General features: G+C 70.5%; 9 protein-coding genes. 7 read left to right on the top strand and 2 right to left on the bottom strand.

Annotated features, from left to right (window positions below; translation table 11 throughout):
• The first annotated feature begins 6 nt into the window (after window positions 1–6).
• Window positions 7–1,893, top strand: coding sequence for a DNA helicase RecQ (recQ, locus tag NF681_03965; GenBank protein UST54378.1), 1,887 nt, complete (start codon window positions 7–9; stop codon window positions 1,891–1,893).
• A 45-nt stretch (window positions 1,894–1,938) separates the two neighbouring features.
• On the opposite strand, the gene NF681_03960 is transcribed toward recQ, so the two are convergent.
• Window positions 1,939–4,263, bottom strand: coding sequence for an AAA family ATPase (locus NF681_03960; protein UST54377.1), 2,325 nt, complete (start codon window positions 4,261–4,263; stop codon window positions 1,939–1,941).
• An 83-nt stretch (window positions 4,264–4,346) separates the two neighbouring features.
• Between NF681_03960 and NF681_03955 the strand changes: the two genes are divergently transcribed.
• From NF681_03955 to NF681_03945, 3 genes are all read left to right on the top strand, one after another.
• Entirely contained in the window at window positions 4,347–5,549 is a 1,203-nt protein-coding gene (locus NF681_03955; GenBank protein ID UST54376.1) for a threonine ammonia-lyase, read from the top strand.
• A gap of 146 nt (window positions 5,550–5,695) precedes the next feature.
• Window positions 5,696–5,848: a hypothetical protein gene (locus NF681_03950; GenBank protein UST54375.1), complete on the top strand. Its 153-nt coding sequence runs from the start codon at window positions 5,696–5,698 to the stop codon at window positions 5,846–5,848.
• Between the two features lie 239 nt (window positions 5,849–6,087).
• Window positions 6,088–7,938, top strand: coding sequence for a phosphoenolpyruvate carboxykinase (GTP) (locus NF681_03945; protein UST54374.1), 1,851 nt, complete (start codon window positions 6,088–6,090; stop codon window positions 7,936–7,938).
• 103 nt (window positions 7,939–8,041) lie between these two features.
• Here NF681_03945 and NF681_03940 read toward each other — a convergent pair whose 3' ends face one another.
• On the bottom strand, window positions 8,042–8,587 hold the full coding sequence (locus NF681_03940) for a hypothetical protein (GenBank protein UST54373.1): 546 nt from the start codon (window positions 8,585–8,587) through the stop codon (window positions 8,042–8,044).
• A 115-nt stretch (window positions 8,588–8,702) separates the two neighbouring features.
• Here NF681_03940 and NF681_03935 point away from each other — a divergent pair, with 115 nt between their 5' ends.
• From NF681_03935 to NF681_03925, 3 genes are all read left to right on the top strand, one after another.
• The gene (locus tag NF681_03935) at window positions 8,703–9,692 is read left to right on the top strand and encodes a LysR family transcriptional regulator (protein UST55854.1); all 990 of its coding nucleotides are present in this window, start codon (window positions 8,703–8,705) and stop codon (window positions 9,690–9,692) included.
• Between the two features lie 344 nt (window positions 9,693–10,036).
• Window positions 10,037–10,843, top strand: coding sequence for a metallophosphoesterase (locus tag NF681_03930; GenBank protein UST54372.1), 807 nt, complete (start codon window positions 10,037–10,039; stop codon window positions 10,841–10,843).
• Between the two features lie 22 nt (window positions 10,844–10,865).
• The gene (locus NF681_03925) at window positions 10,866–12,095 is read left to right on the top strand and encodes a spore maturation protein (protein UST54371.1); all 1,230 of its coding nucleotides are present in this window, start codon (window positions 10,866–10,868) and stop codon (window positions 12,093–12,095) included.
• Window positions 12,096–12,154 lie beyond the last annotated feature (59 nt).

Genomic DNA, 12,154 nt, shown 5'->3' with positions numbered 1-12,154 from the left:
TCCGCCATGACCACCGGCCTGTCCGCCGACCCCGCCCTCATCCTCCACGACGTCTTCGGCTACGGGGCCTTCCGCGGTGCCCAGGCGGCCATCGTCGACCACGTGACGCACGGCGGCGACGCGCTGGTGCTGATGCCCACGGGCGGGGGCAAGTCGCTGTGCTACCAGATCCCGGCGATCGCGCGCCAGCGCGCCGGCCACGGCGTCGCGGTGGTGGTCTCGCCGCTGATCGCCTTGATGCACGACCAGGTCGGCGCGCTGCACGAGGCCGGCGTGGACGCCGCGTTCCTGAACTCCACGCTCGACTGGCCGCAGACGCAGGACGTGGAGCGGCGCATGGCCAGCGGCGAGGTGACCCTGCTCTACGCCGCGCCCGAGCGGGTGACCACGCCGCGCTTCCTGGCGCAGCTCGACGCCCTGCACGCGAAAGGCCGGCTCAGCCTGTTCGCCATCGACGAGGCGCACTGCGTGAGCCAGTGGGGCCACGACTTCCGCCCCGAGTACCGCGCGCTCACCGTGCTGCACGAGCGCTACGCCGGCGTGCCGCGCATCGCCCTGACCGCCACGGCCGACGACCTGACGCGCGCCGACATCGTCGAGCGGCTGCAGCTGGAGGAGGCGCGCCAGTTCGTCAGCAGCTTCGACCGCCCGAACATCCGCTACGCCATCGTCGAGAAGAAGGACGCCACCACGCAGCTGCTGCGCTTCATCGAGCGCGAGCACGCGGGCGAGGCGGGCGTGGTGTATTGCCAGTCCAGGAAGCGCGTGGAGGAGGTGGCCGTGGCGCTGGTCGCCGCCGGCGTCAACGCCCTGCCCTACCACGCCGGCCTGGACGCCGCGGTGCGGCAGCGGCACCAGGACCGCTTCCTGCGCGAGGACGGCATCGTGATGGTGGCCACCATCGCCTTCGGCATGGGCATCGACAAGCCCGACGTGCGCTTCGTCGGCCACCTGGACATGCCCAAGAACATCGAGGGCTACTACCAGGAGACCGGCCGCGCCGGACGCGACGGCGCCCCGGCCGATGCCTGGATGGTCTACGGCCTGCAGGACGTGGTGAACCAGCGCCGCATGATCGACGAGAGCCCGGCCGGCGAGGACTTCAAGCAGGTCATGCGCGGCAAGCTCGACGCCCTGCTGGCGCTGGCCGAGGCCACCGACTGCCGGCGCGTGCGGCTGCTGGCCTACTTCGGCGAGCACAGCACGCCCTGCGGCAACTGCGACAACTGCCTGGAGCCGCCCGCGGTCTGGGACGCCACCGACGCCGCGCGCAAGCTGCTCTCCACCATCTACCGCGTGCAGCAGAGCAGCGGCATCAGCTTCGGCGCCGGGCACATCATGGACATCCTGCGCGGCAAGGCGACCGAGAAGGTCAAGCAGTTCGGCCACGATCAGGTCAGCACCTTCGGCATCGGCGCGGAGTTCAGCGAGGTGCAACTGCGCGGCGTGCTGCGCCAGCTCATCGCCATCGGCGCGGTGGCGGTCGACACGCAGCACTTCAACACCCTGCGGCTGACCGACGCCTCGCGCGCCGTGCTCAAGGGCGAGACGCGCGTCGCGCTGCGCGAGTCGGTGTCGGCGCCGGCCGGACGCGGCGCCTCGTCGGGCGGCCGGACGCGCCGCGAGCGCCCCGCGCGCGGCGCGCCGTCGCCGGCCGCCGAAGGGCTCGACGAGACCGCCCAGCAGCGCTTCGCCGCCCTCAAGGCTTGGCGCGCCGAGGTCGCGCGAGAGGGCAACCTGCCCGCCTACGTGATCTTCCACGACGCCACCCTCGCGGCCATCGCCCAACGCGCGCCCGCCACCCTGGCCGACCTGCAGGGCGTCAGCGGGATCGGGGTGACGAAGCTGGAGAAGTACGGGGTGGAAGTGCTGCGGGCGTGCGCGAACCAGTAGGGCGCGGCGCCCCGGCCCGGATCGTCGCCGGACGACGCGGAGGCGCTACTGCACGAACCCCATCCCGCGCGCTTCCCGCACCTCCGGCTTGATGCGGTGCTCGGCCTCCAGCTGGTCGAGGAATTCGGTGGCCGAGAACTCGGCCGCGAGGATGTCGGTCTGGCGCTTGACGGCGGCGAAGTCGCCCGGACAGAGCTGGTCGAGCCTGGCCAGCCGCGCGCGCAGTTCGCCCGTCATGAGCGCCGCGTCGCCCGCGAGCGCCTCGGTCGCGAACATGCGTTCGCGTTGCGGCGCGGTCAGCGGCATGAACCGGATCTTGAAGGTGAAGCGGCGCAGCGCCGCCTGGTCGAGGCGCTCGAGCAGGTTGGTGGTGCACACGAAGATGCCGTCGAAGCGCTCCATGCCCTGGAGCATCTCGTTGACCTCGGTGACCTCGTAGGTGCGCTGGGCGCCGCGGCGGTCCTGCAGGAAGCTGTCGGCCTCGTCGAGCAGCAGCACGGCGCGTTCGGCCTCGGCCTCGCGGAACATGGCGGCCATGTTCTGCTCGGTCTCGCCGACGTACTTGCTCATCAGGTCGCTGGCCTGCTTGACGATCAGCGGCCGGTCGATGGCGCGCGCGATGTGCTCAGCCAGCGCGGTCTTGCCGGTGCCCGGCGCGCCGTAGAAGCACAGCGTGCCGTGGCCGCGCGCGCGCAGCGCCTCGACGATGCGCGGAAGCTCGAAGCGCGTCTCGACGTTGAGCATGTCGAGGTCGTAGGTGGTCACGGCGCGGCGCTCGCGGGCGGCGCGGTCGGTCGTGCCCAGGGCGAGATCGGCGTTGCGCAGCTGGCGCTCGATCAGCCCCTCGACCGAGGCGTCGTCGGTGCGCGCCAGCCCGGCGAAACGCACCGCCGTGCGGATCTGCGCCGGCGTCAGGCCCTTGCGCGCGGCGAGCTTGGCGGTGAAGGCGTCCGACACGCTGACGCCTTCGAGCGTCTTGCGCACCAGCTGCTCGCGCGCCCCGGGCGGCGGCGACTTCAGCTCCAGGTGGTAGGCGAAGCGGCGGCGGAACGCCGGGTCGATCTGCTCGATGCGGTTGGTGACCCACAGCGTGGGCACGGCGTTGGATTCGAGGATCTGGTTGACCCAGGCCTTGCCGCTGACGCTGCCGCTGGGCGGCGAGGGCACCTGGTCGGCGCGCGCCATGAACTGCGCGGCCTCGGTGCTGATCGGCGGGAACACGTCCTCCACCTCGTCGAACAGCAGCGCGGCCTGCGCGCTGCCCTTCAAGAACACCTGCGCGATCTGCAGCGAGCGGTAGCGGTCGCGCCCGGAGAGCGAATTGCCGTCGCGGTCGGCATATTCCACCTCGAACAGGTCGAGCCCGGCGGCCTGCGCCACCACCCGCGCCAGCTCGGTCTTGCCGGTGCCCGGCGGGCCGTAGAGCAGCACGTTGACGCCGGGCTCCTTGCGCGCGACGGCCGCGCGCAGCAGCGTGACGAGCATGTGCGTGTCCTCGGCGGCGAAGGAGAAGTCCTCCGGCGCGAGGGCGCTCTTGGCCGAGGGCCGCGTGAAGACCGCCATCAGCTCGCTCTGGTCGCGGTACTCGCGCATGAGCACCGGCGGCAGCTTCTCGCTGACCTTCATCAGGTCGGCCAGGTCGGTGATGTTGTGCTCGGAGATCAGGTTCTCGATCAACCCGATGCGCTCGAGCCGCGAACCCGCGCGCAGGGCCTCGCCGACGTCGCTGGCGGGCACGCCGGCCACCTCGGCGATGGCGGCGTAGGCCTCCGGCGCGTTGTTGACCTTGAACTCCACCAGCAGCGAGCGCAGGTCGCGCTGGTAGCGCGCCAGCGTGCCGTAGAGCAGCAGCGCGCGCTCGGCCTTGTTGAGCTGCAGCAGGCCGGCGAGCGCCTCGATGTTCTTCTCGACCAGGGTCGACTGCTTGCGCAACGCGTGCGTGAGCCAGTCGCGCGTCACCGACAGCACGGCCAGCAGGTCCTTGGGCTGGTCCTTGGCGTACTCGTCGAGGTAGAAGAACAAGGTGCCTTCCTCGTACGGGCCGCGCCAGACGCCGTGGCGCTCCAGGAGCGTGCGGCCGTCGAAATTCTCGATGCCCTTCCAGACCTCGTTGCCGGCGCAGCGCCGCACCAGGAATTCCCGCAGCCGCTGGAGCACCTGCGCCGGCCACACCAGGTGGCGCCCGGCCAGCGACAGCAGCCCGTTGAGGTCGCGCCGCACGTTGAAGCGCGGGCCCTGCTTGGCCGCGAGCGTGAGCACGAAATGCGAGCACATCAGCTCCAGCACCGGCGCTTCCTTCAGGCCGGGCGACGGCAGCGCCTGCCCGCGCGAGGGCACGGCCGCCATGTCGACCCCGGAACGCTTGACCATCGGACAACCTCCAGCGATTAGGGAATTGAGCGCGACCTTAACGCAGACCATGGGTTCCGGGAAGAGACGCCACAATGGCCGTGATGATCCAGATCCAAGACATCGAGCGCGCCGCGCTGCGCCTGCGCGGACAGATCCTGGCGACGCCGTGCGTCGAGTCGCGCACGCTCTCGGACATCGTCGGCGCCGAGGTGTTCCTGAAGTTCGAGAACCTCCAGTTCACCGCCTCCTTCAAGGAGCGCGGCGCCTGCAACAAGCTCGTCGAGCTGACCACGGCGGACCCGACGCGCGGCGTGATCGCCATGTCCGCCGGCAACCATGCCCAGGGCGTGGCCTACCACGCGCAGCGCCTGGGCGTGCGCGCCCTGATCGTCATGCCGCGCTTCACCCCGGGCGTGAAGATCGAGCGCACGCGCGGCTTCGGCGCCGAGGTGGTGCTCCACGGCGACACGCTCGACGCCGCGCGCGCCCATGCCTTCGAGCTGGCCGGGCGCGAGGGCCTGGCCTTCGTCCATCCCTACGACGACGACGACATCATCGCCGGCCAGGGCACGGTGGCCCTGGAGATGCTGGAGGCCGTGCCCGACCTCGACGCGCTGGTGGTGTCGGTGGGCGGCGGCGGGCTGATCGCGGGCATGGCCGTCGCCGCGCGCGATCGCCGCCCGGACATCGACATCGTCGGCGTGCAGACGACGCGCTTTCCGACGATGGTCAACGCCGTGCACGGCACGCAACACGTCCTGGGCACCAGCACCATCGCCGAGGGCATCGCCGTGGGCACCCCTGGCGAGCGCACCCTGGCGATCATCCGGCGCCACGTCGACGACCTGCTGCTGGTCGACGAGGGCGACATCGAGCAGGCCGTGCTGATGCTGCTGGAGATCGAGAAGACGCTGGTCGAGGGCGCCGGCGCCGCCGGTCTGGCCGCCCTGCTGCGCCATCCCGAGCGCTTCCGGGGCAAGCGCGTGGGGCTGGTGCTCTCGGGCGGCAACATCGACCCGCTCCTGCTGGCGGCCATCATCGAGCGCGGCATGGTGCGCGCGGGCCGCCTCGCCCGCCTGCGCGTGAGCGCGCGCGACGTGCCGGGCATGCTCGCGCGCATCACCGCCACCGTGGCCGAGGCCGGCGCCAACATCGACGAGGTCCATCACCAGCGCGCCTTCACCATGCTGGCCGCGCAGAACGTGGAGATCGAACTGGTGCTGCAGACCCGCGGCCGCGCGCACCTCGCCGCCGTGCTGGAAGCCCTCCGCGCCGCGGGTTTCGAGGCCCAGGAACAGCACTGAACCCGGGCGTGCGGAGCGCCGCTGGCGGCATTTCTCCGATCCGGATGACCTTGTCGGGCGTGCCGGCATGGGGTCGTACCCGGAGACGGCGTCCCGGCATCGCTCCTTAGAATGCCCCGACTTTTGCGAATCCAAGGAGCTTTCCGATGTCCACCCCCACCCCCGTCGAGCCCGGCCACGACGCCATGGTCGAGAAAGACGCCGTCGAGTCGATCGTGCCGCTGATGCCGATCGTGCTGCCCATCGTGGGCGGCGTGCTGATGCTGCTGCTCGCCTCCATCGCCGTCTTCCTGGCCTGAGGCGGCGCACGGCGTCCGCCGTCCGCGCCACGGCAGCGCCTGCCGATTGCGGGAATTTCACACGTCCGGCCCGGTTCACCCCAGGACATCCCGCGTGACCGACACCTCGTATGTCGGTAAAACCAAAGGCTTCAGTTCTCGTTTCCGTGGGAAAGACGTTTTCTCCAGCGGCCCTTTGCGCATCCCGGCGCCCGAGCCCCGCTGAAAAAGACGATTTTTCAACTCCGGAGATTCCACCGATGAACGAACCCGTGATGAAGGGCCTGACCCTCCAGGCCCCCTCCTACGTCAAACATGCCGGGCTGATCGCCTGGGTGGCCGACATGGCCGCCCTGTGCCGGCCCGAACGCATCCACTGGTGCGATGGCAGCGACGCCGAGTACGACGCCCTGTGCGCCCAGCTGGTCGAGGCCGGCACCTTCAAGAAGCTCGACGAGGCCAAGCGCCTGAATTCCTACCTCGCGTCGTCCGACCCGAGCGACGTGGCCCGCGTCGAGGACCGCACCTACATCTGCTCGGCCGACAAGGCGCACGCCGGCCCCACCAACAACTGGATGGCGCCCGAGGAGATGCGCGCGACCCTGCAGCCGCTGTTCGACGGCTGCATGGCCGGCCGCACGATGTACGTCGTGCCGTTCTCGATGGGCCCGCTGGGCTCGCCCATCGCCCACGTGGGCATCGAGTTGTCCGACAGCCCCTACGTCGCCGTCAACATGAAGATCATGACGCGCATGGGCCGTGCCGTGTACGACGTGCTGGGCACCGCGGGCGAGTTCGTGCCCTGCGTGCACACCGTGGGCGCGCCGCTCGAGCCGGGCCAGCAGGACGTGGCCTGGCCCTGCAACAAGACCAAGTACATCGTCCACTACCCGGAGACGCGCGAGATCTGGAGCTACGGCTCGGGCTACGGCGGCAACGCGCTGCTGGGCAAGAAGTGCTTCGCGCTGCGCATCGCCTCCACCATGGGCCGCGACGAGGGCTGGCTGGCCGAGCACATGCTGATCCTGGGCGTGACCAACCCCGAGGGCCGCAAGTACCACGTCGCCGCCGCGTTCCCGAGCGCCTGCGGCAAGACCAACTTCGCCATGCTGATCCCGCCGGCGGGCCTGGACGGCTGGAAGGTCACCACCATCGGCGACGACATCGCCTGGATCAAGCCCCAGGCCGACGGCTCACTGCGCGCCATCAATCCGGAGGCGGGCTACTTCGGCGTCGCGCCGGGCACCAACGCCCAGACCAACCCCAACTGCATGGCCAGCCTGGAGCGCGACGTGATCTTCACCAACGTCGCCCTGACCGACGACGGCGACGTCTGGTGGGAAGGCATGGGCGAGCCGCCCGCGCACGCCATCGACTGGCAGGGCAAGGAGTGGACACCGGCCATCGCGAAGGCGACCGGCGCCAAGGCCGCGCACCCCAACGCGCGCTTCACCGTGGCCGCCATCAACAACCCGGCCCTCGACGAGGCCTGGGACGATCCGGCCGGCGTGAAGATCGACGCCTTCATCTTCGGCGGCCGCCGCTCGACCACCGTGCCGCTGGTGACGGAGGCGCGCGACTGGGTCGAGGGCGTCTACATGGCCGCGACGATGGGCTCGGAGACCACCGCCGCGGCCACCGGCCAGGCCGGCGTGGTGCGCCGCGACCCGTTCGCCATGCTGCCGTTCATGGGCTACAACATGAGCGACTACTTCCAGCACTGGCTCGACCTAGGCAAGAAGCTCGAGGCCGCCGGCGCCACGCTGCCGAAGATCTACACCACCAACTGGTTCAGGAAAGGCGCCGACGGCAAGTTCGTCTGGCCCGGCTACGGCGAGAACATGCGCGTGCTCAAGTGGATGATCGAACGCATCGAGGGCCAAGCCTCGGGCACCGAGCACCTCTTCGGTGTCTCGCCCCGCTACGACGACCTGACCTGGACCGGCCTGGACTTCAGCGCCGAGCAGTTCGAGACCGTCACGAGCATGGACCGCCCGTCCTGGGAGGCCGAGCTGAAGCTGCACGACGAGCTGTTCGCGCAGCTGGCGCATCACCTGCCCGCCGAATTGCCCGCCACCAAGGCCGCGATCGAACGGCGCCTTGCCGCCTGATCGAGACGCCGGACGGCCTCAACGCAAAAAGCCCCGCATCGCGGGGCTTTTTGCTGGGCGTCTTGAGAACGTCGCGTGCGGCGTTCCCGTGTCGCGGTTCGGCTCAGTAGTACTTGCCGAGGTTCACGCGGCGCATGGCTTCGTACAGCGTGGGGGCTTCGGCGGCGGCCGAGCGCTCGGCGACGAGCTGGCGGGCCAGGTCACGGGCGGGCACCATGGCCACGCTCTGCGAGGCTTCGTGGCGCGTCGTGGCGGCCTGGAGTTCCTGCATCACGCGGGTGTCGTAGCGGGCGTAGGCCAGGAACTTGGCATCGGCGGCGGCGGCGGCGCGGCGCTGCGAATGGGCGTTCCAGCCGTCACGCACGCGGGCGACCTGGGCACCGACGCGGGTGGCGACGAGCGCCAGCACGACGAAGACCACGGCCCACATCACGAGCCAGGCAGCCAGCAGGCCCCCATCCTCGAGGCTGTCGGCGAGGTGGTCGGCACCCACCACGAGGGCGGCGACGATCACCGACAGGAGCAGGGCCACGAGGCCGGCAGCGCCGACGGTGTCGAGGCGGGTGTTGCGGATTTCGGAGAAAGCGGCCTCGGCGCGGGCGACGCCGGGGTGTTCGGTCGGTTGATCGACGTGGACAAAGCTGGTCATGATGCGTCCTTCGGTAGGTTTGAGCAGGGGGCAACGAGTGCCGATGGGGTGATATTAGGGGTTACCCTAGTGCTTATCCACTTTATATTTATGATGGATATCATTCACGAAAATGATAGATGTCAACTTTCGCACGCTGGACCTGAACCTGCTGCGGGTCTTTGACGAGGTCATGGCCGAACGCAACCTGACCCGCGCGGCACGCAACCTCTCGCTGACCCAGCCGGCGGTCAGCAACGCCCTGCGGCGCCTGCGCGAGGTGCTGGGCGACGACCTGCTGCGCCGCTCGGGCGCGGGCGTCGAGCCCACGCCGCGTGCGCTCGCGCTCTGGCCGGCGGTGCGCGACGCGCTCCTGCAGCTGGAGCACACGCTGGCGCCGAACGCCTTCGACGCCGCCATCGCCGATACCACCTTCGTGCTCGCCATGGCCGACGCCACGGCGGCCGAGCTGATCCCGGGTCTGGTGCAGATCGCGCAGGCCGAGGCGCCCGCGATCTCGATGCGCGTGGTGCCGCTGACCACCCGCGATCCGCGCCAGCTGCTGGAGAACGAAGGCGCGGACATGGCGGTGGGCTACTTTCCGGCCGTGCTGGCCAGCCTGACGGCGCGCGGCCAGTCGGGCACGGCGGTGCCCTTCGAGACGCAGCGCCTGTACGTGGGCCAGTACGTGTGCGTGATGCGGCGCGGCCATCCATTGGCGGACCGGCCGATGACGCTCGACGATTTCTGCGCCGCGCGTCACCTGCTGGTGAGCTTCTCCGGACGGCCCTATGGCTTCATCGACCAGACCCTCGACACGCTCGGGCGCACGCGGCGCATCGTGGTCACGGTCAACCAGTTCTTCACGGCCGGCCGCGTGGTGGCCAATTCCGACCTGCTGACGGTGCTGCCGCGCCACTTCGTGAGCGTCACGGGCATCGACGAGCAACTGGTGCTGTGCGACCTGCCCTTCGACCAGCCGCTGGTGCACGTGGACGCCTTGTGGCATCGCCGGGCCCAGCACGGGCATGCGCACCAGTGGCTGCGCGACGCGTTGATCCGCGCGGCGGCGGCGGCGTTCGCGCGCTCGGTGCTGTCGGACGATGTGTTCGGCACGCCCGCGTGAGGCGGACACCGCCCCGGAAAGGCAGGTGCCTTCAGCGCACCACGCGCAGCCAGGCGCTGGCGGCGACGCGCAGGTCCTGGGCCTGGCGCGCGTCGAGTCCGGCGCGCAGGTCGGCGTTCTCCATCAGCGTGGCGGCCGGGCTGGCGGGCACGTCCATGGAGGAAGCAGTGAGGAAACGGGCCGCTCGGGCCATCAGACGGGAGAACATGATCGGGCGAGCCCTGGGCTGCGCGTGGGTGGAGGAAGCTCCTAGATTAAGGGTTATCCCTAATCCACAAGACCTCCATTCGATGCATTCCTTGCATAACGTCATTCCTTGAAGCCGTCGACTTAGACTGCCCGCCATGAAGGTCCAGCTCCTCTCCGATCTCCACCTGGAATCGCACCCCCACCTGCACGTCGCGCCGGCGCCGGGCGCCGACCTGCTCGTGCTGGCCGGCGACATCGGGTCCTACCAGCAGGGCTCGCGGCTGGAAACGCCGGATTTCGGGCTGACGCGCTTCTCGCCGCGCCACGGCTGGCCGACGCCGGTCCTCTACGTGCCTGGCAACCACGAATACGACGGCGCCGACGTCGACGCGCGCGACGACCGCCTGCGCGCGCTGTGCGAGGAACTCGACATCGGCTGGCTCGAGCGCGAGACGGTGGTGCGCGAAGGCGTGCGCTTCGTCGGCACCACGCTGTGGGCCGACTTCGACGCCCTGGCCGAGGCCGGCGACGACCTGGGCCAGCGCCTGAAGAAGCGCGGCAAGGCGATGCGTGCGGCCAACTTCTACCTGGAGAAGGCCGCCGCCACGCGCGGCGGCGCGCCGTTCCTGGCCGAGCAGTTGCGCGAGCGCGCGCTCGTGTGCGAGGCCTGGCTGCGCGAGGCGCTGGCGGCGCCCTTCGACGGCACCACGGTGGTGGTCACCCATTTCGCGCCGACGCTGGCCAGCGCCGACCCGCGCTACGGTCTGCGTCCGGGCACGGCGGGCTTCTGCAATTCGCTGGACGACCTGCTGCCCCGGGCCGATTTCTGGTTCCACGGCCACCTGCACTGCGCCCACGACTACGTGAAGGACGGCTGCCGCGTGATCGCCAACCCCCTGGGCTATGCCGCCAAGGGCGAGCAGGACGCGTTCCGGCCCGACCGCCTGATCGACATCCGCTGAGACGCGGTCAGGAGACTCCGACATGCTCAACGGCCTCTGGCTGGGTTTCTTTCTGATCGCCGCGCTCGCCGCGCTGGGGCGCTGGCTGGTGGGCGGCGATCCGGCGGTCTTCGCCGCCATCGTCGAGAGCCTGTTCGCGATGGCGCGGCTGGCGGTGGAGATCATGGTGCTGCTGTTCGGCACGCTGACGCTGTGGCTCGGGCTGCTGCGCATCGCCGAGGCCGCCGGGCTGGTGGCCTGGCTCGCGCGCCTGCTGGGTCCGCTGTTCCGACGCCTGATGCCGGAAGTGCCAGCGGGCCATCCGGCGCTCGGCCTCATCACCATGAACTTCGCGGCCAACGCGCTCGGGCTGGACAACGCGGCCACGCCGATCGGCCTGAAGGCGATGCGCGAACTGCAGACGCTCAATCCGCGCCCCGAATCCGCGAGCAACGCGCAGATCCTGTTCCTGGTGCTCAACGCGTCCTCGCTGACGCTGCTGCCGGTGACGGTCTTCATGTACCGCGCGCAGCAGGGCGCGCCGGACCCGACGCTGGTGTTCCTGCCGATCCTGCTGGCCACCAGCGCCTCGACGCTGGTCGGGCTGCTGTCGGTGGCGGCGGTGCAGCGGCTGCGGCTGTGGGACCCGGTGGTGCTGGCCTACCTGCTGCCGCTGGCGCTGGGGCTCGCCGGCTTCATGGGGCTGCTGGCCACGCTGTCGGCCACGGCGCTGGCGGCGCTGTCGTCGCTGCTGGGCAACCTGGCGCTGTTCGGGATGATCGTCGCCTTCCTGGTGGCCGGGGCGCTGCGCGGCGTGCAGGTCTACGACGCCTTCATCGAGGGCGCGAAGGAAGGCTTCGACGTGGCCAGGCACCTGCTGCCCTACCTGGTGGCGATGCTGTGCGCGGTGGGCGTGCTGCGGGCCTCGGGCGCGCTGGACGTCGCGCTCGGCGCCATCCGCTGGCTGGTGGCGCAGAGCGGCTGGGACGCGCGCTTCGTCGACGCCCTGCCGACCGCGCTGGTCAAGCCGTTCTCCGGCAGCGCGGCGCGCGCGATGCTCATCGAGACCATGAAGAGCCAGGGCGTCGACAGCTTCCCCGCGCTCGCCGCGGCCGTCGTCCAGGGCAGCACCGAGACCACGTTCTACGTGCTGGCGGTGTACTTCGGCGCCGTGGGCATCCAGCGCGCGCGCCACGCGGTGGCCTGCGCGCTGGCGGCGGAGTTCGCCGGGGTCGTGGCGGCCATCCTGGTGTGCTACTGGTTCTTCGGCTGAGGAAGCCCGCGCGAGGGAGGCGCCACGCCCGATCGGCCAGAATGTGTCCCCGCCTTTCT

Source organism: Comamonadaceae bacterium OTU4NAUVB1 (assembly GCA_024372625.1).
GTDB lineage: Bacteria > Pseudomonadota > Gammaproteobacteria > Burkholderiales > Burkholderiaceae_C > Variovorax.
This window is presented reverse-complemented; position numbering and strand designations above follow the sequence as displayed.